Consider the following 23,938-nt stretch of genomic DNA (forward strand, 5'->3'; position numbering starts at 1 on the left):
TCGTCTCCTAGAGCCGGTTGGCCAGGCGTGGGTCCAGCGCATCGCGCAGGCCGTCGCCCATCAGGTTGATGGCCAGTACCGTCACGGCCAGCAAGATGCCGGGGTACAGGATGGTGTAGAACGCCACCGCCACGAAATTGCGGCCCTCGGCCATCATGTTGCCCCAGCTGGGCACCTGGGCCGGCACCCCCACGCCCAGGAACGACAGCACGGCCTCGGTCAGCACCGCGGTGGCGGCGATGAAAGTGGCCTGTACGATCAGCGGCGTAAGCGTGTTGGGCAGCACATGGCGCCACAGGATGACCGGCAGCCGCGTTCCGATTGCGTGCGCGGCCTCGACGAACAGCTGCTCGCGCAGCGTCAGCGCCAGCGAACGCACCAGGCGCACCACGCGCGGAATCTGCGGCACGGTGATGGCGATCACCACCGTGGTCAGGCTGGCGCGGATCACCGCCATCAGCGCAATGGCCAGCAGAATGTCGGGAATGGCCATCATACCGTCCATGATGCGCATGATCACCGCGTCGGCCCAGCGCACGAAACCGGCCAGCAGCCCCAGCACCACGCCAAGGATGCTGGCCAGCACCGCCACGCTGATCGCCACCACCAGCGACACCCGCCCGCCCCACACGGCGCGGCTGTAGATGTCGCGGCCCAGCGCATCGGTGCCGAAGTAGTGCTCGGAAGAAGGCGGCTTCAGGCGCTGCAGCGGATTGATGGCCAGCGGGTCGTGGGTGGCGATCCACGGCGCCGCCAGCGACAGCGCCGCCACCACCAGCAGCAGCAGCAGGCCCAGCAGCAGCGTGGGATGCTTGCGTACCCAGCGCCAGCGCAGCGCGCCAACCGTCAGTGCCTGGTGCACCGCGGCCGGGCTGCTTGCCGAAGAAATCGTACTGTCTGACATTCTGGGTCTTCCGGAAGGCGGGTCAGTAACGGATGCGCGGATCGAACAACCGGTAGCTCAGGTCGATCAGCAGGTTGATCAGCACATAGGTGGCCGCCGATATCAGCAGCACGCTCTGGATCACCGGGTAGTCGTGGTGTTCGACGGCATCGATGACCAGGCGCCCCAGCCCGGGAATGGCGAACACGGTCTCGGTGACCACCACGCCGCCGATCAATAGCGCAATGCCCACCCCCACCGTGGTGGCGATGGGGATGGCGGCGTTGCGCAGCGCGTGTTCCAGCACCGGCAGCACCGACAGCCCCTTGGCGCGGGCGGTGCGGATGTAGTCTTCATGCAAGACTTCCAGCACCGTGGCGCGCGTCATGCGCGTGATCAGCGCGATATACACCAGCGCCAGGTTCACGCACGGCAGGATCAAGTTGCGCAGCCATGGCCAGACGCCATTGGACAGGTTGGTATAGCCCTGCACGGGCAGCCATTGCAGCTTGACGGCGAAGCCGTAGATCAACAGGTAGCCCACCAGGAACACCGGCACCGAGAACGCCAGCACCGCGAACAGCATGACCAGCCGGTCGATCCACGAACCGGCGCGGTAGGCCGCCAGCACGCCCAGGGGAATGGCGATCAGGATCGACAGCGACATGGTCAGCACCGCGATCGACAGCGTGGGCTCGACCCGCTGCGCCAGCAAGTGGGTAACCGGCACGTGCGTGAAGATCGACGTGCCCAGGTCGCCCTGCAGCAGCCGGCCGGCCCACAGCCCGAACTGGCGCCACAGCGGTTCGTCCAGGCCCAGCGCCGTGTGCAACCGGGCGATGTCGTCGGCGGTGGCGAAATCGCCGGCGATCAGCGCCGCCGGATCGCCCGGCGACAGGTGGATCAACAGGAAGGCGATGATGGCCACCACCAGCATGACCGGCACCACCGACAGCACGCGACGGATTACGTAGCCCATGGCGGCCCCGCCAGGTCGGGAAGGTGCGCGACGCTCACTTGTCCAGCACCCAGACGTTCGGCACGCTCCAGAGCAGGTCGAGGTGCTTCAGCGACTTGTTGGCGGCGAACGTGCGCGAGAACTGGCCCACCGGGATGTTCGGGAAAGCCTGGTAGGCGCGTTCCTGGAAGCGCTCGAGCAACTGCTTGCGTTCGGCGGGCTCGACCGCCGCGATCCATTGGGTGCGCAGCTCGTCGAGTTCCTTGTCGCAGGGCCAGCCCGGCAGCGTGTTGCCGCAACTGGCGGCCAGGTAGGTGTTGTTCAGCGGCGAATTCACATTGAACTCGGATGCCGACGACAGGAACACGTTCCAGCCGCCTTGGTTCAACGGCACCTTCTTGCTGCGCCGCGCCGTCATCGAGGCCCAGTCCATCGACTGGATGTCCAGGTTCAGGCCCAGTTCCTGCAGGGCCTGGATGGCGACCAGCGTGGCCGAATTCAGGTAGGTGGGCGTGGTGGGCAGCATCACCACGATCTTCTCGCCCTTGTAGCCCGATTCGGCCAGCGCCTGCTTGGCCACGGCCAGATCGGGCTTGGCGTACGGCTTGGCGCCCGCGTCGGTATCGTTGGGCGTGCCGCAGATGAAGAAGGTGGCGCAGTAGTCACGGCGCAGGTCGGGCGGATAGCCCATGGCAGCCACGAACTTGGCCTGGTCGATGACATGCGCCACCGCCTGGCGGGCCTTCATGTTGTCGAACGGCGCAAAGGCCTGGTTCAGCACCATGTAGGCCTGGTTCTGCTCGATGACGCCCACGCTGATGCTGCTCTCGGCGCGCAAGGGTTCGATATAGTCGGGCGGGGTCTGTTCGATCATGTCGACTTCTTTGTTCTTCAACGCGGCCACGGCGCTGTTGGAATCGGGCAGCACCACCCATTCCACGCGGTCGGCGTGCGAACGCTTGTTGCCGGCCAGGCCGGACGGCGCTTCGCTGCGGGCGGCGTAGTCGGGGTTGCGCACGAACACCACCTTGCTGCCGGGCAGCCATTCGTCGCGCTTGAACAGATAGGGGCCCGAGCCCACCACTTCGGTCAGGGGGCGGTCGGCCGGCATCTTGGCCAACCGCTCGGGCAGAATGAAGGCGGGGTAGCTGGACACCTTGGCCAGCCCGTCGAGCACCAGGCCGAAGGGGCGTTCGAGCGTCAGCGTGAAAGTCTTGTCGTCCACCGCCTGCCACTTGCCGCCGGCGGCCGTCAGCGCATGGCCGATGTTGTCGCGCGCCGTCCAGCGCTGCAGCGACGCCACGCAATCGGCCGCCGTCACCGGCTGGCCGTCGCTGAACTTCAGGCCATCGCGCAGCGTGAAGGTCCATTGCTTCTTGTCTTCCGACGCCTTGTAGCTGTCGACCATCTGCGGCTGCGGTTCGCCCTTGGCATCCACCGCGAACAAGGTGTCGTACACCATGTAGCCGAAGTTGCGCGTGATGTAGGCGGTGGTGAACGTCGGGTCCAGCACCTTCAGGTCGGCGTGCGGCACGATGCGCAGCGTCTTGTCCTGGGCCTGGGCGCCAGCCGGGGCCAGCACGCAGGACGCGGCCAGGGCGGCGGCGGCAAAGGTGGCCAGCAGTCTTTTTTTCATGGAATCTCCCCTGGATAGGTCGGGTACTGTTGAGCGGATGCGCCGGCTACAGCGGCCATTTCGGCAGGCGTATTTTCTTGTATGGCAAGGTCTTCCAATCGGGCGTTGCCACGCCGCGGCCGCCCACGTAGATGACGTGGCGCGCCACCGTCGAGAACGACGCATGGAAATGCTGCGCAGACTTCACCACCACGATCTTCCTGGCGGCCAGGTCGCAGTCGAGCTGCGTGAACAGGTTCACATTGATGGCCTGGTTGCGCACCGAGCTCAGCACGATCTCGATGCCCTGCGTCTCGACCAGCGCGCAGTCGCCCATCGGCGCGGGCGCGCCGGACAAGCCGGTCATGACCATGTCGCGCTTGAGCGCCTTGACGGTACAGGACGCGTCCACCGGGTCGCCCGACAGCGGGCCGATCTTGCCGCCCAGGCGCATGGCCAGGGTGGCGCCGGGCTCGGCATCGAAGGCAATGCGCACCGCGACCGGATCCCACAACGGGCCCAGCGCCACGTTGCGCACCTGGCGTTCGAGCAGGCGGCGCAGGACGAAGGTGGAATCGCCGGGCGCGCCGCTGCCCGGGTTGTCGGGGCGGTCGGCCAGCACCACCGGCCCGCCCTCGAAAGCCAGGGCCTCGTCCAGGGCTTCGTCGATGCTGCGGTACGGCACCATCAGCTGTTCGCGCAGGCCAATCAGCTCGTCGGCCAGGCGCCGGGCCAGGCGCGCGGCAGCGTCGGCGTCGCCATCGCTGTACACCAGCACCTTGGTGCCCATCTCGGGCACGTCGCCCGTGGCGAAACCCTGCGCCACCGATACCGACAAGATGCCGTCGCGCCCTTCCAGTTCCTGCATGCGGCGCACGAAGGCGCGCGCCGGGTCGCGCGTGGTGTGCATGGGCACGATCATTTCGCAGTCGACCAGCGCGGCCTTGGGCGCGATCCGCCCTTCGTGGGCTGCCACGCACAAAGTCACCAGGTCTTCGGCGCGCTCGAGAATGTCGGTATGCGGGTATTCCTTGAACAACACCAGCACGTCGGCCTGGGCCACCATGGCCGGCGTCAGGTGCGCATGCGGATCCAGTTCGGCGCCCACGGTCACGTCGGGGCCGACCAGGGCCCGCACGCGCGCCAGGATGTCGCCTTCGCAATCGTCGTAGCCATCGGCCACCATCGCGCCATGCAGGCCCAGCAGCACGATATCGACCGGCATGGCGCGCTGCAGGTCGCCCAATAGCTCATCGCGCAGGGTCTCGTAGGCCGCCCGCGTGGTAATGCCGCCAGGCTGCGCCGACGTGACCATGCCTTCGCACAGTTCCCAGCCCAGCGGCTTGCCGCGCTGGCGCGCCACGTACAGGGGAGCGCCAGCGAATGTGACGGTATCGGGATGGGTGCCGGCCGGGTAGTAATCGCGGTCGCGAAACGACGCCAGGCTGGTGGGCATCGGGGCGAAAGTATTGGTTTCCGTTCCCAGACCGCCGCTGAATACTCGCATGATCGTCCTCTGCAAGCGGGGGCAGGACATGCGCGCCAGGGTGTCGCGGCCGGCACGGACGTGCGCAACCGCATTCCGTGCCGCAACGCGCGGCACGGGGCCTGAAACATGTTTTCCCCCTGGGATTGTTGTTCAATCGGGAAAAGCCTCGCCTGCGGGTCGCGGCGGGCGGATTATCGTCATCGCGCGTATGAACGGGTCGATGCAGGGCTCATCATGCAATCGGGCCGGGGCGCGGCACAAATAGCAAACACAACAGTACTCATAACCTTTTGGCATGGCCTCGCCCCGCCTGCGCGAGCGCCGGGGCAGGCTTCAAGCGGGTTGCGCAGGCCGCGCAAGTTCGCCGATCAAGCGGCCCACCGCGCTCCAGTCCTCGTCGGCATGGCCGGTATTGCACAGGGCCTCGAGCCACTGCAGCGTGGTGGCGGCCACCGGCAGGCAGGCCCCGGCATCGCGCGCGGCATCCAGCGCCAGGCGCAGGTCTTTGCGCATCAGGCCGGCGCGAAAGCCCGGCTGGTAATCGTCTTGCAGCAAGCGCAACGCGTTCTTTTCCAGGACGGCGCTGCGCGCCGCACCACCCAGCAGGGCCTCGCGCACGGCAGCCGGGTCCACGCCGCTGGCGCGCGCCAGCGAGAAAGCCTCGGCCACGCCCAGCATTACCGCGCTGACGGCCACCTGGTTGCAGGCCTTGGCCACCTGTCCGGCGCCATGGCCGCCCACGTGCACCACGCGCGAGGCGATGGCCTGCAGGTACGGCAGGCAGACGTCGAAATCGCCCTGCGCCGCGCCCACCATGCAGCTGAGCGCGCCCTGTTCGGCAGCCTGTTGCCCGCCGCTGACCGGCGCATCCAGCAAGGCCACGCCCTGCTCGGCCAGGCGCCGTGCGTGTTCGCGCGTGGCCGATGCCGAGATGGTGCTGGTATCGATGACGTAGCTGCCCGCGGGCAGCGCCAATGCCAGGCCCTGGGGGCCGAACAGCACGGCCTGGACAGCCTCGGTATCCGACAGGCACAGCATCACCACTCGCGCCATGCCGCCCAGTTCGGCCGGGGTGGCGGCACGGCGCGCGCCGGCCGCGGCCAGCGTGGTCTCGGCATCGCGGCCGCGGTTGTGCACGACCACGTCATGGCCGCCGCGCAGCAACGATGCGGCCATGCCGCGCCCCATGATGCCCAGGCCGATGAATCCTACGGTGGCGGGCTTGGCGTGCGATGTCATGATGCAGGTCTCCGGTGGCTATTTGGCGGACTTGGCGGCCGAGCGGGTGGCTTCGAGCGAGTTGCCGATCAAGGTGTAACTGTCGTCGATCTCTTTCTGGAAGGCGGGGCCGTCGGCATAGTCGGTGGTCAGCCCGCTGCGTTCGGCATAAGCCTTCCACGACGGGCTTTGCAGCGCATCGTGGAATACCCGGTTCAGGTAGCTGTACACCGGCTGGGGCAGGCCCGCGGGCGCCAGCAGGCCTTTCATGTTGTCCAGTGCGACGGGGTAGCCCAGCTCGGTCATGGTGGGCGTATCGGGCAGCGAAGGCACGCGAGACTTCGAGAACAAGGCAATGGGCCTGATCTTGCCCGCATCGATCAGGCCGCGCACCTCTTCGGGCGCGCCGAAGGCCATGTCGATCTCGCCGGCCGCCAACGCGGTCAGCGAAGCGGCCGCCCCCTTGTAGGGCACATGCAGAAAGCGCAAGCCGCTATTGGCCTCGAATGCCAGCATGGTCGAATGGAACAGGCTGCCGTTGCCGGTGGACCCGTAGCTCAGCGCTTCGGGCTTGCCTTGCGCGGCGGCGATCAAGGCCTTCATGTCGGGATACGGCGACTTCACGTTCACCGCCAGCACCGACGGCAGGCGCGCGGCCTTCAACACGGGCGTGAAATCGCGGCGCGGATCGTACGAGATTTTCTGGTGGTTGCCCACCGACGTGGTCTCGCTGCCGCCGCCCACGAACAGCTTGTAGCCATCGGGCTCGGCCGCGGCGATTTCCTGGGCGGCCAGCACCCCGGCCACGCCGGGCTTGTTGATCACCACCACCGGTACCGGCACGGTGTTCTTCACCGCTTCGGCCAGTTGGCGGGCGATCTGGTCGGCCGACCCGCCTGGCGCGAAGCCCACCAGTATCTCGATGGGCCGGGTGGGGGTCCAGTCCTGCGCGGCGGCAGGGCCGGCAAGGGCGGCGGCCAGCGCGGCGCCGGCCAGCCAGGTAGAGGCTGTGCTCATGATGTCTCCTCCGCTTTCAAGAAGCAGGGTTGTCGTTATAGGCCCAGGCACTCTAGCAATAACGATACTCAGAAGAAAGTGATAAATTTCCTTCGACTTTCATCGATTTCCGGCATCAACGCCATGCTCGCCCGCACGGCGGCAACCTGGAACAGCCCGCATGACTTTCAAGCAACTCGAGGCCTTCTACGCCGCCGCGCTGTCTTCCAGCTTCGCGGCGGCCGCGGCGCACATCCACGTGTCGCAGTCATCGCTGTCCAAGCGCATCACCGAGCTGGAAGCCGACCTGGGCAAGACGCTGTTCGATCGCAGCGGCCATCGTTCGGTGCTGACCCGCGAAGGCGAAACCCTGCTGCCACTGGCCCGCGAGATACTCAGCGCGGCCAACCGGGCGCGCGCGGCGGTGGGCACCGACGACGGCCTGCAGGGCGTGTGCCGCTTCGGCATGGGCGAACTGGCGGCCATGAGCTGGCTGCCCAAATTCGTGGCCCGCTGCCGCAAGGACTATCCCGAACTGCGCCTGGAACCGCACGTGGACGTCGGCCAGAACCTGGAGCGCCGGGTCGAGGCCGGCGAACTGGACTTCGCCGTGGTGGCGGGCTGGTCGTCGCGGCCCTCGATTGCCTCGCACACCATCGCCGAGGTGCGCTACACCTGGGCGGGCGCGGCCACCCAGCTCGAAGAAGGACAAGTGCTGACACCCGCCAGCCTGCAGGACATGACGGTCATCACCATGCCTGCCGGCGCGGGTTCGACCCGCATCTTCGAGGCCTGGCTGCAGGAAAACAACCTGAGCGTGTCGCGCCAACTGACGTGCAACAACATGGGGGCCATCGCCGGCATGGTGGCGGCCGGCGTGGGCGTGGGATTCTTTCCGGAAGGCTGGATGCGCACGCTGTATGACAAGCACGCCATCCGCGCCATCGAGAGCGATCCGCCGCTGCGGCGGCTGCACTACTCATTCCAGTGCCGGCGCGACGACATCCGGCCCCTGGTGGCCGCCATGCGCGAGCGCGTGATGAGCGAAGTCGACTTCGCGGCGCCGCATCCCTTGTGGTGAACGCCGCGCACCCGCCCCGCGTCCCTGGCCACGGCCAGGGCTACATCAGGCAGGGCAGGATATCGAAGTCGACCGCCTGGGTTGCCAGGTCGCGCAATTGCTGCACCATCGGGCGCGTGTCATCGCGACGCCATTGATAGGTATAGGCCAGCGGCCGCAGCGGCGGAAACCACGCCAGCTCGATCAGGTGGCCGCGCTGGACCAGGGCGGCGGCCCAGGCCCGGGGCAGGAAGCCGATGCCCAGCCCTTCTTTCAGCATGCCGGCCACCGCCCCCAGGTTCTCGCACGTCATGCGCCGGCCGGTGGCCACATGGTGTTCGGCCAGCCATTCGTCCAGGATGCGCACGGTGCCTGCGCTGTTGGGCAGCGTGATCAGCGTCTGTTCGGCCACGTCCTGCGCATGCAGGGGCGGGTCGTCGGGATACAGGCTGGGCGCGGCCACCCATACGAACTGCACCTGGCCGATGCCGTGCGAGGCGATGGCGGTACGGGTCGATGGGCCGGCAATGATGGCGAAGTCCAGTTCGCCGTCTTCCAGCTGCGTCTCCAGCACTTGCCCCAGGTTGGAATGGGGCTCGACGGCCAGGTTCGGGTGCGACCGCTGGATCAGTGCGATCAGGCGCGGCATCCAGGTCAGCGAGGTCAGTTCGCCCACGCCGAAGCGGCAGCGGCCCGACAAGGCGCGCGCGTCGTTGGCGCGGCGCATGAAGTGCTCGGCGCTGCGCAGCACATCGCGGGCGTGGGTCAGCAGGCGGTCGCCCAGCGGCGTCAGCACCGCGCTGCGGTTGTCGCGATTGAACAATGCGGCGCCGATGGCCGACTCCAGTTCGCCGATGCGCTTGGACAGCGACGATACCGAGATATTCAGGCGGCTGGCCGCTACCGAGAAGTTCTTGCAGGTGGCGGCCCAGTAGAAAGCCTCGAGCTGCTTCAAAGTCATGATGCGTGAAGAAAATCGAACAAATTCCACCAAATAAACTCGCTTTATTCTAACGTTGAAGGCCGATATAGTCCGCGCATTCCGCCCGGATCGTCCGGACGTGCCCGCTGGAACCTTCATGTCCCTGCCTGACGAACTGAACCCCCTGGACGCGCCGCCCCGCTCGCCCTATGTGCCGCCGCGCCCGCTGCGGCATTTCCTGTCGCTGCACGACTTCGAAGCCGCGGCGCGGCGCCGCCTGCCACGCCCCATCTTCGAGTACGTGGCCGGCTCGGTCGAAGACCGCCAGGCCGAACACGACAATCGCCGGGCGTTTTCCCGCCATGGGTTCCGCACCCGCGTGCTGGTGGACGTCTCGGTGCGGCGCCAGGATGTCGAGTTGTTCGGCCGCCGCTACGCCTCGCCGGTGGGCATTGCCCCCATGGGTATCGCGGCGCTGACGGCCTATCGGGGCGATATCGTGCTGGCGCGCGCCGCGCGGGCGGCCAACGTGCCCTGCATCATGAGCGGCTCGTCGCTGATCCGCCTGGAAGAAGTCATGGACGCCGCCCCCGGCACCTGGTTCCAGGCTTACCTGCCCGGCGACGAATCGCAGATCGGCGCACTGATCGACCGCGTGGCGGCCGCTGGTGTGGACATCCTGGTGCTGACCGTAGATACGCCGGTGCAGGCCAACCGCGAGAACAACGTGCGAGCGGGTTTCAGCACGCCGCTCAAGCCCGGCCTGGGCCTGGCCTACCAGGGCATCACCCATCCTCGCTGGCTGCTGGGCACCTTCCTGCGCACCCTGGTCCGGCACGGCATGCCGCATTTCGAGAACAACTACGCCACCCGGGGCGCCCCCATCCTGTCCAAGCGCGTGCTGCGCGACTTCTCGGACCGCGGCCACCTGAACTGGACCCACGTAGCGCAGATCCGCCGCCGCTGGCAAGGGCCCATGGTCATCAAGGGCATCCTGGGCGCCGCCGACGCGCGGCGCGCGCGCGAACTGGGCATGGACGGCATCATCGTCTCGAACCACGGCGGCCGGCAGCTCGACGGCGCGGTATCGCCGCTGCGCGTGCTGCCCGAGATCATGGAGCAGGCCGGCGCCATGACTGTCATGCTCGACAGCGGCGTGCGGCGCGGCACCGACGCCATGAAGGCAATGGCGCTGGGCGCGCATGGCGCGTTCGTGGGCCGGCCTTTCAACTACGCGGCCTCGGTGGCCGGCGAGACCGGCGTACGGCATGCACTGCAACTGATGCACGACGAGATCGCCCGCAACATGGGCATGCTGGGCATCACCCGCCTGGCCGAACTGGATCGCTCGTTCCTGGTCTCACTGGACTGAAGTGAACGACTGGCACCCTACTTATCGACCCAGGGCAGCTCTTTCCACAACGACTGGTAGCCCGCCTCGCTTTCCGCCAGTTCGGCGGCGTAGTCGGCGGGCGCCAGGTAGCGCAGCGGCGCATACAGCGCCGCCGCCTGCTTCTTGAACGCCGGGTCTTGCACGGTTTGGGCCACGGCCTGCACCAGCTTGTCGCGCACCTCGGCGGGCAAGCCCTTGGGCGCGGCCAGGCCACGCAACGACGCTTGCTGCACCGCGTAGCCCTGCTCGATGAAGGTAGGCACATCCGGGGCCAGGTCCGAGCGCGCCTTGCTCATCTGGCCCAGGAAGCGCAGGGGCGTGCCGCCCTTGATGTACTGCAGCGCCTCGCCCACGTTGATGGCACCCACCACGATCTGCTGGCTGGCCATGGCGCCGCGCACTTCGCCGGCGCCCTTGTAGGGCACGTGGGTCAGTGTCGTGCCGGAAGCGCGCTGGAATTGCAACATGGCGATATGGTCGTCCGACCCCGTGCCCGTGGTGCCCACGGTGACCTTGCCCGGGTTGGCCTTGGCATACGCCGCCAGCTCGTCCAGCGTGCGGATACCGCTGTCGCGATGCACGGTGAAGCCGCCCGGGTCGTCGATCAGGTTGCCCAGCAGGTCATAGCTTTTCCAGGTGAACGACGTCTTGCGCTCGATGGGTATCGTCAACAGGTTGGGGGTGTTGATGAAGCCGATGGTGTAGCCGTCGGGCTTGGCGTTGGCGATCTCGGCAAAGCCGATGGCGCCGCCGGCGCCCGGCCGGTTCAGCACCACGATGCGGGCATCGCCGCCCAGGTACTTCTGCAGGAACGGCGCCATCATGCGCGCCACCAGATCGGTGCCGCCGCCGGGCCCATAAGACGCCACCAGGTTGATGGGATGCTCGGGGTAGGCCGCCAGGACAGGCCCGGCGCCGGCCAGGCCGGCCGCCAGCGCCAGCGAGGCCGCCAGGCGCGAAAGCGGCATTTTCTTTATGTGGGTCATACATGTCTCCGTTTGGACAGAGACTGTATGCCTGACGCCATGGCGATTAAAGCGAATAATTCTCGTGCTGGTATTTCGCTTTTCCGCACAGGTCCGCCAGGAAACGGTTCTTCCAGGCCGCCAGGTCATGCGTGCGCAGGCCCTGCAGCAAGCCGCGGTGGCGCTCGATGCGCTCCGCCTGCGGCATATGCAGCGCACGGCTGAGCGCGCGGGCCATGTCTTCGGTGTCGTACGGATTCACAATCAGCGCGCCGTCTTCCATTTCGCGGGCCGCGCCGGCGAACTGCGACAGCACCAGTACCCCGGGGTCGTCCGGCGATTGCGCGGCCACGTATTCCTTGGCCACCAGGTTCATGCCGTCGCGCAAGGGCGTCACCAGCCCAACCTGCGACGCGCGCAGCAGCGGCATCAGCGTCGCCCTTGCATAATCGCGATTCATATAGCGCAACGGCGCCCATCCCAGTTCGCCCCACTTGCCGTTGATGCGGCCGGCGGCGCGGTCCAGTTCGCGGCGAATATCGCGATAACCCTGCACGTCCGAACGCGAGGACTGCGCCAGTTGCACGAACGATACGCTGCTGCCATGCGCCGGTTCGATTTCCAGCAACTGCTCGAACGCCGCGAAGCGTTCCAGCAAGCCCTTGCTGTAGTCCAGCCGGTCGACACTGATGATCAGCTTGCGGTCGGCCAGCCCCAATTTCAGCGCCACCACTTGGCTCGACCCCTTCTTGCGTGCCATGGTGGCCACGTCGTCGACGTCGATCCCGATGGGATAGGTACCCACCCGCACCTGGCGCTCGGCCGTGCGCAACCCGCCGGCCGCGCTCTCGGTACCCAGGCACTGCACGCAATAGTCGCTGAAGGCCCGCGCGTCCGCCGCCGTCTGGAAGCCCACCACGTCGTACGCGCACATGGCCTGCGCCAATGCCTGGTGCGGCGGAACGGTCTTGAACACTTCGACGGCGGGGAAGGGAATGTGCAAGAAGAACCCGATGCGATTGCGCATACCCAGTTCGCGGCAATAGCGGCCCAATGCCAACAGGTGATAGTCGTGCACCCAGATGACATCGTCCGGGCGCACCAGCGGCGCCAGCCGGCGGGCGAAATCGCGGTTCACCTGCAAATAGCCCTCATAGTCGGTGCGGCGATAGCGGCTCAGGTCGGTGCGGTAATGGAAAACCGGCCACAGCACCGTGTTGGAAAAGCCGCGGTAGTAGCGGTCGTAGTCCTGCTGGGCCAAGGGGAACGTGGCGTAGGTGATGTTGTCGTTCGTCACGCTGGACAAGGGGCTGTCCGCGCCTGCGCCATCGATCTCACCGTTCCATCCCAGCCAGGTGCCGCCCGATTCGCGCAACGCGTCGCGAACCCCCACCACCAGTCCGCCGGGGGACTTGGCTCCGGCAGGCATGGCAACGCGGTTCGATATCACGATCAGTCGACTCATGAGGGCTCCTGTGTTGTTGTCGCGGCCGCCGGGGGGCTCTCCAGGCCCGCACGGCTCAGCTGCTGCAGCCAGCAGGCCAGCGCATGCGGGCTGTCCAGCCGCCACAGGGCAGTACTGGGGCCCGCACCGATCTTGATGGCATGCCCGCCATCCTGGGCCGCCGCGATGAACGCGGCCTCGTCGGTCAGGTCATCGCCGACCATGACCGGTGTGCGCCCGGCAAAGGGCGCGTCGCGCATGAAGGCACGCAAGGCCGTACCCTTGTCGATACCGTGCGGGCGCAGCTCGAACACCATCTTGCCCGGCTGCACGTCAAAGGCCGGCGCATGGCGCGCCGCCGTCTCGCGTACTGCCGACTCGACCCGGGCCGCCATGCGGGGCGCGCCGCGAAAATGCACCGCCAGCCCATGGCCCTTGGGTTCGATCCAGACGCCTTGCCAATCGGCCACGCGCTGGCGCAGTTGCGCCCGCGCAAGGCCCAGGCTGGGCGGCGCCGGCGCCTGGATCAAGATGCCGCAGCGGTCGCGGCGCTCGGCGCCATGGCCGGCGGCATACGGCAACGCCAAAGGATGCAGCAAGCGATCCAGGTCGATGCCGGGCCGGCCCGACAGAATGGCCAGCGCGCCACCCAGCACCTGGTAGAGCTGCCGCAAGATACCGATGGTATCCGGCGGCACCGACACCAGGTCCGGATCCGCCTGGATCTCGGCCAGCGTGCCGTCCAGGTCCAGGAACAGGGCAATCCGGTCCGGATGCGGTACGGCTGGCTGCTGCCCGTCGCCCCGCAAGGCGGCCGGCTGCGGCAAGAAAGCATCCGTCTCTTTGTGCATGATCCTCCATCAGCCGCCATCGGCGGCGCCGCCCGGCGCATAATCGGCCAGGCATGCAATTTTCAACATACGGCAGACCAAGCGGGCTGTGCAATGACATTCCGAATCCTGACCTGGCTGCGCCGTCGCGCCACCGCGATCCGCAACCGATGGCGCTGGCAGGCGCGCCTGGACGGCGAAACCATCATCGCCATCCAACCCGGAGGCGACTCATGCCGCATGCCAATGGCAGATCTGCAAGCCGTCGTCATCGAAACCAACGATACGGGCCCCTTTGGCGATGACTGCTGGTGGCAGTTGCACAGGCACGCAAGTAGCGTGCCTGACTGCGTCTTTCCGCAAAGCGCCATCGGCAGTGAGGCCGTCGTGCAGGCGCTGGCAGCCCTGCCCGGTTTCGATCACATGGCCATGCTGATGGCCATGGGGTCTACTGAAAACGTGCGTTTTCCCGTGTGGACGCGGCCCCTGGCGGAATGATCAGCCTGGCCGGCCGGCGGCGGGCGGGCGCGGCGCCGCCCGGGGGCAGCAGGCGCTGCATGGCCGCCCCCATGACCACCATGCGGCTGATTGCCTGTCCGGTGAACGCGTCGATGGCGGCCACGGCGGCCGTACGCGCGGCCGGCGCCAGGGTTGCCGGCCCGATTGCGGGCAAGTGCCGTGCCACCGCTTGCGCGTCGGCCAGGGTACGGCGCACCTGGGCCGCCAGCACGCCGTCGCGCTGAGGCCGCGCCAGCATGGTGCAAGCCAGCGCCAGGAAGCCGGGCCAATGCGCCAGGTGGCGATACAGGCTGCCGACGATGGCGGTGTCGGCAATGCGGCCATAGCCATTCAATGTCTCGATAACACACCGCATGGCCGGCGACAGCGTATCCAGGCCGGGCAAAGGCAGGGCGGCGCCCGGCACGCGTGCACGGGCAGGCGCCAGGCCGCCGAGAGCCGGCGGCAGCGGTGCCGCGCGGCCACCGGGGCCTGCCAGGCGGGCCCCGGCCGCCAGCAAGGCCAGCAGGGCACGTGCGTTGGCGTGGCCATAGTCGGCCAGCATGGCGCCGACAGCCTGGCATTCGGCCGTGCCCACGCCCACCAGCTGCAACGCCTCGGGCAGGCACGGCTCGATCTCGGCATCCAGCACCGGCACGCGGGCCAGGGTGTCGGCCGCCTGGTCGAATGCCGGCAAGGCATAAAGCGGCCGCACCGTGGCCCAGGTCCAGGGCAGCGCGCCCGCAATGGTGGCCAGGTGCCGCCAGACCAGGTTCACGAACGGCACATCCAGGGTCTTGCGGATATCGTCGTACAACGCCGCCAGTTCACCGGTGGCATCCGCCTCGGCGATGGCGGGGACCGGATCGGCGGCACTCATGGCGCACGTCTGCCAGTTTGCCGCTCGATCAGCGCCTGCCGTTCGGCAAGCGCATTGGCCTGCTTCAAGTGCGCCATATCCACCAGCACGCCGTCATCGCCCACCGCCCCCTGCCCTTGCCGGTTCGAGGCATCGATCATCGCGCGGATGCGAGTGGCCCAGGCCAGTTGTTCGTCCGTGGGCGAAAAGGCCTCGTTGGCCAGGCCGACCTGGCTGGGATGGATGGCCCACTTGCCCTCGAAGCCCAGCGCGGCCGCACGCTGTGCGCAAGCCTGGAAACCTTCGGTATCGCCGTAGTCGGTAAACGGGCCGTCGATGGGCCGCAGGCCATTGGCGCGGCAGGCATTGGCGATGCGGGCCATGGCGAAATGCCATTGGTCGTTCCAGTGGTGTTCGCGCGCGGCGCCCTGCCCGTGTGTCAGGATGGCATAGCGCGGGCTGGGCGTGCCGAACACGGGATCGTAGGTACGCATGTCCACCGTATAGTCGCCCACGCCGAAGATCATGGCCTCCAGGCGCCGGGAACTGGCGGCGATCGCTTCCACGTTGGCCACGCCGCGCGCGGTCTCGATCAAGACTTCGATGCCGGTGCGCTTGTCGCGGCGGGTCTCGCGTTCGATCAAGGTCAGTATCTGGTCCACGAACTGCACATCGAAGGCCGAACCCGCCTTGGGCAACAAGATCAGGTCCAGGCGCGGCGCGTGGCGCGCCACATCGACAATATCCTGCAGCGCCCAGGGAGTATCCAGGCCATTGACGCGCACCGCCAGCGTCTTGGCGCCCCAGTCGATATCGTTGAGCGCGGCGATGGCCTGGCTGCGCGCCTGGTCTTTCAACTGCGGCGCCACGGCGTCTTCCAGGTCCAGGAAGACCACATCGGCGGCACTGGCCGCCGCCTTGGCGAAAAACTGCGAACGGCTGGCCGGCACCGCCAGTTCGGAACGGTGCAGGCGCGATGGAACGGTGCAGGTCATGGACTGGACTCCGTAGCAAGTCAGCAATGAAAAAGACAAGAATGCCTAGGGCCGGGTCCCGCCGGACCGGGCCGCGATGGCGGCGGCCCGCGCCAGCAGCCGGCGCGCGGGCGGCACCAGGTCGACCGCCACGAACACACCGTCCACCACGGCCGTGCCGCGCCCATCGCGCAGGCCCGCCTCATAAGCGGCCACGATGCGGCGCGCCCGCTCGAGCGCCGTGGCGTCGGGCGTGAACACATCATTGACCGGCCCGACCTGGTTGGGGTGGAACACCACCTTGCCGTCAAAACCCAGGCAGCGTGCCGTGTCGGCGTCGCGGCGCGTGGCGGCGGCATCTTTCACATCCAGGAAATACGCCGCGTCGATCGCGGCCAGGCCGGCCGCGGCGGCCGCGGCCGCCACCACCGAGCGCGGGTAGAGCAGCGTCGTGTCGTCCACCTCGGCTCCCAGCGCCGAGGTGTAGTCGCCCGAACCGAAGAACAGCGCCGTGGTGCGATGGCAGGCATCGGCAATGGACAAGGCGCGCAAGATGCCGCGCGGCGTCTCCAGCATCACGATCAGCTCCAGCGCTTGCTCACGCCCCTGCACGGCTTCCAGTTCGGCCAGTTGTGCATCCAGGGTACGCAACGTATCGGGCGATTCGACCTTGGGCACCATGATGCTATCCAGGTGCGCCAGCGGCAACGCCGCCAGGTCTGGCGCGGCGTGGGGCGTATCCAGGCCGTTGATGCGCACGCAACGCTCCGGCCCTTTCGCGGACAACGCACGCAAAGCCTGCGCGACGCAGCCGCGGGCTTGCGCCTTGCGCTCGGGCGGCACGCTGTCTTCCAGGTCGAACACCAGCACGTCGGCGCCGCAACCGGCCGCCTTGGCCAGGCGCTCGGGCCGGTTGCCCGGCGTCATCAGCAGGCTGCGGCGCAGGCGCACGCACACATCAGGCATGAGCCGGCTCCCCGTCTTCCACCGCCGCCAGCAGGCGGTCGATTTCCTCGGGCACCTCGCCCAGGAACAGGCGCTGCACATTGGGGTTGTCCAGCAACTGCCGCGCCGGCCCCGAATAGACGACCTGCCCGGTATGCATGACATACCCGCTATCGGCCACCGCCAGCGCGCGCGAGGCCTTCTGCTCGACCATGATCACCGTCAGGCCGTCGCCGGCCAGGGCCGTCAGCCTTTCGAAGACCTGGTCGACCAGCTTGGGCGAAAGGCCCAGCGAGGGCTCATCCAGGATGACGGCAATGGGGTCGGTCATCAGGGCACGGGCAATCGCCAGCATCTGCTGTTCGCCGCCGCTCATGGTGCCGGCCAGCTGGTTCATGCGCTGGCCGATCACCGGGAAGATGCGCACCATGCGGTCCAACGCGGCATCGATGCGGGCGCGATCGCCGCCCAGGATGTAGGCGCCGATGTCCAGGTTCTCGCGCACGGTCATATCCGGCAGCACGATGCGGCCCTGCGGCACGAATGCCACGCCACGTGCCAGGCGCTTGTGCGGCGCCTCGGCGGTCACATCGGCGCCGTCGATCAGCACCTGCCCTTTCCAGACTGGCAGCAGGCCGGCGGCCGCCTTGATGGCCGTCGACTTGCCGGCGCCGTTGGAGCCGATCACCGCCGTGATCGCACCGCGCGCAAACGCCATGCTGGCGTTGCGCACCACGGGCACGTCGCCGTAGCCCGTGGTCACCGCGCGCAACTCCAGGAAGGGCGCGGCGTCCGTTTGCTGTTCCATGGCGATCTCCGGGCCGGGGGTCAGCGTTTGTCCCAGGCGGGCATGGGGATCACCGCGTCCATCGTCTTCACGTCCAGCGGCATCACGATCTCGCGCTTGCCGTCGCGCACCTGGGCCAGCAGCCCGGTCACCCCCACCTGCTTGCCGGTCTCGGGGTTGACCTTGTGGTGGCCCATCACCGTGTCCAGTTCCAGCGTGGTCAGTATCTCGCGCAGCTTTTCCTGATCGACCGAGCCCGCCTGCTTGACGGCGGCTTCCAGCACCGTGGCGCCGGCATACGAGAACGCCGAGTAATAGCCCGGCTCGGCCTTGTAGCGTTCCTGGTAGGCCTTGACGAATTCGGGGTTGCCCTTGGTCTTGAGCGAGGGTTCGTACAGCGACATGGCGAACACGTACTCCGAATCCTTGCCCGTGCTCTTCAGGAAATCCTCGATCGAGGCACCGTTGTGAATGAAGACCTTGGGCAGGTAGTTCGACGCCTTCATCTGGCGCACCATCTCGATAGCCTCGTTCGGATAGCCCACCGACACCCAGATATCGGGCTGCATCTGCCGCGCCTGGGCGATCATCGACGAAAAGTCCGTCGTGCCGGCGGGAAAGAACTCGGTCGTCTTCAGGTCCAGTTTACGGTCTTCGGCGATTTTCTTGATGCTCTTGGCCATGTCGCGCGCGGCGGCATAGTCCCGGCCGAAAAAGGCAATGCTCTTGAGCTGATGCTGCTCGGCCAGCGGGCCGATGCTGGCCACATAGGCGCTGATGGGCGCGGCCGTCTGGAACACGTACTTGAAACCGCGCTCCTGGATCTGTTCCGACGCGCCGCCCGAATTCAGGAACACGCGCTTATGCTTGTTGGCCACCGCCGCGGCCGTTGCGGCCGAGGCCGACCCCCAGGGGCCGAACAGCAGGTCGACGTTGTCGTCGCTGATCAGCTTCTCGTACAGGCGGGCCGCCGTGGCGGGATCGCTGCGGTCGTCGTACACCACCAGTTCGACCTGGCGGCCCAGCAAGCCGCCGCGCTCGTTGACCTGGTCGCGCCATAGCTCCACGCCCTGGAAATAGTGCTTGGCGCTGTCGGCCAGGTTGCCGGACTGCGACAGTGCCACCCCCACGCGGATGGGCTTGTTCTCGGCTGCCTGCGCCGCCCCCAGGGCGGCCAGGGTGCTGGCTGCCACCAACACCAATTTCGCGATATGTCGATTCATGGGCTGCTCCTTGTCTCCAGTTATGTGTCCCTGCCTGGGACGTTGTGCTCCGGAACCTCAGGGTCTGCTGACACTAGAAATAGGCATCCTTGACGCGCGCATCGCCGCGGATCGCGTCGGCATCGCCATGCGCGATCACGCGGCCTTCGGCCAGCACATACAGGTCGTCGCAGATCTCCAGCACGATGCGCATTTCATGGTCGATGAAAAACAACGTCATGCCCTGCGCGCGCAGCGCCTGCAGGTGCTCCACGATGCGGTTCTGCAGGCGCGGGTTGATGCCGGCGAACGGCTCGTCCAGCAGCATCATGGTGGGTTGCAGCATCAGGGCGCGGGCGATCTCTACGAGCTTGCGCTGGCCGTACGACAGCTCGGCGCCCCACTTGTCGCGCAAGGCCGAGATTTCCAGGAAGTCCAGCAAAGACAGGGCCCGTTCCACGGCCGCCACATCGGACAGGCCATGCGCGATCGCCACCAGGTTCTCCAGCACGGTCAGTTCGTTGAACAGCCGCGAGATCTGGAAAGTGCGCCCCACCCCGCGCCGGCAGATATCGGCCGGCGTGGCACGGGTGACGTCCTGGCCTTGCAGCACCACCCGGCCGCCATCGGCGGGGATGGCGCCGGCAATAATGTTGAACAGGGTCGACTTGCCGGAGCCGTTCGGGCCGATCACGCCGGTGATCGACCCCGGCGCGATCTGCAGGCTGGCGCCATCCAGCGCGACACGGCCGGCGAAGCGCTTGCTGACGTTCTCGACAGACAACATGGGCGATGAGGTTGCGCTCATGATCAGGTCGCCTCCTTCTTGCGCTGCGCCATGCGGCGCAGGTGGCCGCGCGCCGCAGGCACCCAGCGCCAGGCGCGCCGCTGCGCGTAGTTGACGATGCCGCGCGGCATGTACAGCACGGCGATCAGGATGATGACCCCGACCAGCGCCAGGTAGATCTCGGGCAGGCGCGCCCACAGCACTTCATTGACCACCGACATCAGCGCGGCGCCCACCAGCGGGCCGAACACCGTGCCCATGCCGCCCAGCAGCACCATGGCAATCACGGTCAGTTCGGTCATGGGCGCGAAAGCGGTGGCCGGGTCGATATAGCCCAGGTAGCAGGCGTACAGGCAGCCGCAGACGCCGGGCACGAAGGCCGAGGCCACGAAGGTGCCGATCTTCAGGCGGGTGGTGCGCACCCCCAGCGCATTGGCGGCGGTCTCGTCCTCGCGGATCGACAGCAATTGCAGCCCCAGCCGCGAGTTGTCCAGCCGCCAGGTCGCCAGCACCATCAGCACGGCGATCGCGCTCACCGCGTAGTACAGGTGCAGTTGCTCTACCACCACCAGGTACAGGCCCGTGCCGCCCTGGGTGATGTCGTCCAGCCCCAGCGCCAGCGATTCGCAGACGCGCGCAATGCCGAACATGCCGATGGCGAAGTACGGCCCCTTCAGGCGCAGCATCACGCCACCCAGCACGGCCGCCAGCAGCGAAGCCGCCACCCCCGCGTACAACGAGGCCACCAGCCAATGCGTGCCGTCCAGGATGGCCAGCGACCCCACATACGCACCCAGGCCGAAGAAGGCCACCTGCCCGAAGTGGGTATAGCCGGCATAGCCGCCTATCAGGTTCCACGAATACGCCAGCGCAATAAAAATGAACGTCTGGATCATGAACGACATGCCATACGACCCGGCCATCAAGGGCAGGACGGCCAGCGCCGCGACGCACAGAATGGGAATGGGCAGGAATTTCATGCGCGCGCTCCTATGCCGAACAGGCCACGAGGCCGCACGACCAGCACCACCAGCATGGCCAGGAACACCGTGGCCGCGCCCAGCACCTGGCCGTACATATAGCCGGCGAACACTTCCAGCACCCCCATCAGCAGCGCGGCCGCCATGGCGCCGGGGTAGCTGCCCATGCCGCCCACGATGATCACCGCGAACGCCTTGATGCCGAAGCGCGCGCCCAACTGCGCGTCGGAAGCGAAGGTGGGCGCCAGCAGCACGCCCGCCAGGCCGGCCATGGCCGCGCCCAGGGCAAAGGTGACGTTGCGCACCTGGTTGATGGAAATGCCCGAGATCACTGCCAGCTCGGGTGCCTGCGAGACGGATCGGATCGCCTTGCCGAAGCGCGTGCTGCGCAGAAACCACCACACGCCCAGCGTGGCTGTCATCGCCACCAGGAACGACACCAGCCGCGCCAGCGGCACGTCCATGCCCAGCAGCGGAATCGAGCCGCCCAGCACCGTCGACAGCCCATGGAAGCCGCCGCCCCAGATCAGCAGCGAAATGTTCACCACGATCGTGGACAGCGCAAAGGTGGCCAGCAGCGACATGATGGGCGGGCCGTCGATGATGTGGCGTATCACCACATACTGCATGGCCAGGCCGATCGCCGCGGTCATCAGCGGCACGATGATCAACGCCGCCAGGTAAGGCATGTGCATGCCGGCCACCAGCGACACGGCGGTCAACGCGCCCACGGCCAGCAGATCGCCATGGGCAAAGTTGATCACGCGCATGACGCCGAAGACCAGGTTCAGGCCGCAAGCCATCAGCGCGTACAGCCCGCCCAGCAGTATCCCGGCAACCAGTAGTTCGAAGACAGGCACGATGGGTCTCCCTCCGTGAGTGTCGGCGGATGCCGGGTCAGATGACGCCGGCGCGGGTCAGTTCGGCGATGCGCGCCTCGGACAGGCCCAGCCGCTCGCGGAACACTTCGTCGTTGTGCTGGCCCAGCGTGGGTCCCATGTGATCGATGCCGCCCGGGGTGTCGGTCAGGCGCGGCACGACGTTGGGCAAGGCATACTCGCCGCGCTCGTCCTTCATGTAGACGATATTGCCGCGAGCCTTGTACTGCGGGTCTTCGAAGATCTCGTCCACCGCGTAGACCGGCCCGCACGGCACCTGGAACTGTTCGCAGATGCCCAGCACCTCGTCGCGCGGGTAGCGTGCCGTCCAGGTACCGACATACTCGTCGACCAGGGCTCGCTCGGCTTCGCGCTGGCCGATCGTGCCCCATTTGCCGTCGCCGCCGAACTCCGGCACGCCCATCGCCAGGGCCAGCCGCTCGAAGATCTTGTCACTGGTGCAGGCTATGGCGATCCAGCGTCCGTCCGACGTGGGATAGTGGCTATGGGGCACTACGTTCACCGTGCCCGGGCCCATGCGTTCGCGCACATAGCCCTTCATGTGATAGCTGGGCGCCAGCTCATCCAGGATGCGGAAGATCGGTTCGTACAAGCCGATATCGATGACCTGCCCGCGGCCGGTCTTGGCCAGCGCCTGCATGGCCAGCAGCACGCCCAGCGCGCCGTACAGGCCGGCCATGTAGTCGGGAATCGTGGCCGAGCCGGGCGTGACGGGCGGGCGGTCGGGATAGCCTGCCAGGTACGACAGCCCGCCGAACGCATTGCCGATGCGGCCGAAGCCCGGACGGCCGCTGTAGGGCCCGGTCTGCCCGTAGCCCGAGATGCGCACCATGATCAGGCGCGGGTTGACCTCATGCAGCACGTCCCATCCCAATCCCCATTTTTCCAGGGTGCCGGGCTGGAAGTTCTCGACCAGTACGTCCGACTGCGCCACCAGCGCCTTCAGCAATTCCGCGCCTTCCGGGGTGCGCAGGTCCAGCGTGGCCGATTTCTTGTTGCGGCACTCCGACAGCCAGGGCAGCGAATCGCCGCTGGGCGTGATGCTGCCGAAACGGCGCAGCGCGTCGCCCACCTTCGGCAATTCCAGCTTGATGACGTCGGCCCCGAACTCGGCCAATTGGGTCGAACAAAACGGCCCGGCCAGGAAGCTCGATACATCGACGACCTTCAAGCCATCCAGCGGCCGTACCCCTGCTGCCTTGTCTTGCATGCCTGTCTCCTCGGTATTGCATTGCGGCGGCAAGCGCGCGGCCCCATGCGCGGGCCGCGCGCCGCCGGTTCATGCCGTCTGCGCGGCGGCAATCCGTTGCGCGGCATCCAGCACCCGCTGGGCCGCATAAACAATCGGGTAGTCGATGAACTGGCCATCGAGCTGGATGGCCGACGAGCCCTGGGCCTCGGCCTGCGCGAAAGCGTCCATGACCCGTCGCGCATGCGCGACTTGCGCATCGCTGGGGCTGAACGCCGCGTTGGCCACGGGCACCTGGTCAGGATAGATACACAGCTTGCCCTGGAAGCCCAGCCCGCGCGCGCGCTGCGCCGACAGGGCGAAACCGTCGGGGTCTTTCAGGTTCACCCACACGGTATCCAGCGGCGGCTCCAGGCCGGCCGCGCGCGACTGCAGCACGATCTCGCTGCGGTAGGCGGCCAGTTCGGTCTCGTCGCGGGTCCAGGTCAGGTCCAGGTCCAGCGTGTAGTCGCCCGCCCCGAATGCCACCCGCCTGACGCGCGGGCTGGCGCGCAGTATCTCGGGCAGCCGGGCCATGCCCTGCGCGGTCTCGATCAAGCCGATCAGGTCCACGCTGCCGGCCACCATGCCGTGCTCGCGTTCCAGTTGGCCGATCAGCCAATCGGCGGTCTGCAGGTCGGCCGCCGATTCCACCTTGGGCAGCAGCACGCCATCCAGCCCGGGGCGCACGGTCTCGGTCAGGTCGCCATACGCAAAAGAGGTGGGCAGAGGATTGACCCGCACATAGCCCAGGCACGAACGCGGCGCCTGCATGGCCTGCACGACTTTCGGGCGGCTGGCGGCTTTTTCCGACACCGCGCATGCGTCTTCCAGATCCAGGATCACCGCGTCGGCGCCCAGGGTGAACGCTTTCTCGACACGCCTGGGGTGGTTGGCGGGGGCAAACAGGAAGGACCGCAGCACAGGCATCGAAACTCTCCACGGGTAAGTGGGCGAACCGCCGGCGGGCGCCTTGCCGGTTCGTCACAGGGTTTTTGTTTGTGCG

General features: G+C 67.4%; 23 protein-coding genes. 3 read left to right on the top strand and 20 right to left on the bottom strand.

Translation table 11 applies throughout. The annotated features are described in order from the left end of the window. Positions 1-7: 7 nt before the first annotated feature. The 6 genes from KW845_RS17360 to KW845_RS17385 form a co-directional block, all read right to left on the bottom strand. Positions 8-904 (bottom strand): ABC transporter permease, encoded by an 897-nt coding sequence (locus KW845_RS17360; protein WP_218370585.1) that lies wholly within the window; start codon positions 902-904, stop codon positions 8-10. Between the two features lie 22 nt (positions 905-926). After that, complete coding sequence (locus KW845_RS17365) at positions 927-1,862, bottom strand: ABC transporter permease (RefSeq protein ID WP_218370586.1); 936 nt, start codon at positions 1,860-1,862, stop codon at positions 927-929. 34 nt (positions 1,863-1,896) lie between these two features. After that, the gene (locus KW845_RS17370; RefSeq protein WP_218370587.1) at positions 1,897-3,477 is read right to left on the bottom strand and encodes an ABC transporter substrate-binding protein; all 1,581 of its coding nucleotides are present in this window, start codon (positions 3,475-3,477) and stop codon (positions 1,897-1,899) included. Between the two features lie 46 nt (positions 3,478-3,523). After that, the gene (locus tag KW845_RS17375) at positions 3,524-4,963 is read right to left on the bottom strand and encodes a M81 family metallopeptidase (RefSeq protein ID WP_218370588.1); all 1,440 of its coding nucleotides are present in this window, start codon (positions 4,961-4,963) and stop codon (positions 3,524-3,526) included. A 315-nt stretch (positions 4,964-5,278) separates the two neighbouring features. After that, positions 5,279-6,184 (bottom strand): NAD(P)-dependent oxidoreductase, encoded by a 906-nt coding sequence (locus tag KW845_RS17380; protein WP_218370589.1) that lies wholly within the window; start codon positions 6,182-6,184, stop codon positions 5,279-5,281. Between the two features lie 18 nt (positions 6,185-6,202). Beyond that, positions 6,203-7,180 carry a tripartite tricarboxylate transporter substrate binding protein gene (locus tag KW845_RS17385; protein ID WP_218370590.1) on the bottom strand — a complete coding sequence of 326 codons (978 nt, stop codon included), beginning with the start codon at positions 7,178-7,180 and terminating at the stop codon, positions 6,203-6,205. Positions 7,181-7,340: 160 nt separating this feature from the next. Between KW845_RS17385 and KW845_RS17390 the strand changes: the two genes are divergently transcribed. Then, positions 7,341-8,240, top strand: a complete 900-nt coding sequence (locus KW845_RS17390; protein WP_218370591.1) for a LysR family transcriptional regulator — start codon at positions 7,341-7,343, stop codon at positions 8,238-8,240. Positions 8,241-8,280: 40 nt separating this feature from the next. On the opposite strand, the gene KW845_RS17395 is transcribed toward KW845_RS17390, so the two are convergent. Further along, entirely contained in the window at positions 8,281-9,180 is a 900-nt protein-coding gene (locus KW845_RS17395) for a LysR family transcriptional regulator (RefSeq protein ID WP_218370592.1), read from the bottom strand. Between the two features lie 118 nt (positions 9,181-9,298). Here KW845_RS17395 and KW845_RS17400 point away from each other — a divergent pair, with 118 nt between their 5' ends. After that, a complete protein-coding gene (locus tag KW845_RS17400) occupies positions 9,299-10,513 on the top strand; it encodes an alpha-hydroxy acid oxidase (protein ID WP_218370593.1) in 1,215 nt (404 codons plus the stop codon). A gap of 17 nt (positions 10,514-10,530) precedes the next feature. On the opposite strand, the gene KW845_RS17405 is transcribed toward KW845_RS17400, so the two are convergent. Genes KW845_RS17405 through otsB form a run of 3 tightly spaced genes read right to left on the bottom strand, consistent with a single transcriptional unit; the run spans position 10,531 to position 13,794 of the window. Continuing rightward, on the bottom strand, positions 10,531-11,520 hold the full coding sequence (locus KW845_RS17405) for a tripartite tricarboxylate transporter substrate binding protein (protein WP_218370594.1): 990 nt from the start codon (positions 11,518-11,520) through the stop codon (positions 10,531-10,533). Positions 11,521-11,566: 46 nt separating this feature from the next. Further along, positions 11,567-12,964: an alpha,alpha-trehalose-phosphate synthase (UDP-forming) gene (gene otsA / locus KW845_RS17410; protein ID WP_218370595.1), complete on the bottom strand. Its 1,398-nt coding sequence runs from the start codon at positions 12,962-12,964 to the stop codon at positions 11,567-11,569. Beyond that, the gene (otsB, locus tag KW845_RS17415) at positions 12,961-13,794 is read right to left on the bottom strand and encodes a trehalose-phosphatase (RefSeq protein WP_218370596.1); all 834 of its coding nucleotides are present in this window, start codon (positions 13,792-13,794) and stop codon (positions 12,961-12,963) included. The genes otsA and otsB overlap by 4 nt, the downstream gene beginning before the upstream one ends. 93 nt (positions 13,795-13,887) lie before the next feature. On the opposite strand from otsB, the gene KW845_RS17420 reads away from it, so the two are divergent. Continuing rightward, positions 13,888-14,271: a hypothetical protein gene (locus KW845_RS17420; RefSeq protein WP_218370597.1), complete on the top strand. Its 384-nt coding sequence runs from the start codon at positions 13,888-13,890 to the stop codon at positions 14,269-14,271. Here the strand turns inward: KW845_RS17420 and KW845_RS17425 are convergent. From KW845_RS17425 to KW845_RS17470, 10 genes are all read right to left on the bottom strand, one after another. Beyond that, entirely contained in the window at positions 14,222-15,151 is a 930-nt protein-coding gene (locus tag KW845_RS17425; protein ID WP_218370598.1) for a hypothetical protein, read from the bottom strand. The genes KW845_RS17420 and KW845_RS17425 overlap by 50 nt on opposite strands. After that, positions 15,148-16,125, bottom strand: coding sequence for a CoA ester lyase (locus KW845_RS17430; protein WP_218370599.1), 978 nt, complete (start codon positions 16,123-16,125; stop codon positions 15,148-15,150). The genes KW845_RS17425 and KW845_RS17430 overlap by 4 nt, the downstream gene beginning before the upstream one ends. Positions 16,126-16,170: 45 nt before the next feature. Continuing rightward, complete coding sequence (locus KW845_RS17435; protein ID WP_218370600.1) at positions 16,171-17,070, bottom strand: CoA ester lyase; 900 nt, start codon at positions 17,068-17,070, stop codon at positions 16,171-16,173. Next, positions 17,063-17,857, bottom strand: a complete 795-nt coding sequence (locus KW845_RS17440; RefSeq protein ID WP_218370601.1) for an ABC transporter ATP-binding protein — start codon at positions 17,855-17,857, stop codon at positions 17,063-17,065. Before KW845_RS17440 ends, KW845_RS17435 begins: the two co-directional genes overlap by 8 nt. Before the next feature lie 20 nt (positions 17,858-17,877). Then, entirely contained in the window at positions 17,878-19,059 is a 1,182-nt protein-coding gene (locus KW845_RS17445) for an amino acid ABC transporter substrate-binding protein (protein ID WP_218370602.1), read from the bottom strand. Between the two features lie 73 nt (positions 19,060-19,132). After that, entirely contained in the window at positions 19,133-19,846 is a 714-nt protein-coding gene (locus tag KW845_RS17450; protein WP_218370603.1) for an ABC transporter ATP-binding protein, read from the bottom strand. 2 nt (positions 19,847-19,848) lie between these two features. Further along, positions 19,849-20,805: a branched-chain amino acid ABC transporter permease gene (locus KW845_RS17455; RefSeq protein ID WP_218370604.1), complete on the bottom strand. Its 957-nt coding sequence runs from the start codon at positions 20,803-20,805 to the stop codon at positions 19,849-19,851. Then, positions 20,802-21,665, bottom strand: coding sequence for a branched-chain amino acid ABC transporter permease (locus tag KW845_RS17460; RefSeq protein WP_218370605.1), 864 nt, complete (start codon positions 21,663-21,665; stop codon positions 20,802-20,804). The genes KW845_RS17455 and KW845_RS17460 overlap by 4 nt, the downstream gene beginning before the upstream one ends. A 37-nt stretch (positions 21,666-21,702) precedes the next feature. Further along, the gene (locus KW845_RS17465; protein ID WP_218370606.1) at positions 21,703-22,914 is read right to left on the bottom strand and encodes a CaiB/BaiF CoA-transferase family protein; all 1,212 of its coding nucleotides are present in this window, start codon (positions 22,912-22,914) and stop codon (positions 21,703-21,705) included. Positions 22,915-22,983: 69 nt separating this feature from the next. Beyond that, a complete protein-coding gene (locus tag KW845_RS17470; protein ID WP_218370607.1) occupies positions 22,984-23,862 on the bottom strand; it encodes a CoA ester lyase in 879 nt (292 codons plus the stop codon). Positions 23,863-23,938: the final 76 nt, after the last annotated feature.

This window comes from Bordetella sp. BOR01 (assembly GCF_019218885.1).
GTDB lineage: Bacteria > Pseudomonadota > Gammaproteobacteria > Burkholderiales > Burkholderiaceae_B > Bordetella_A.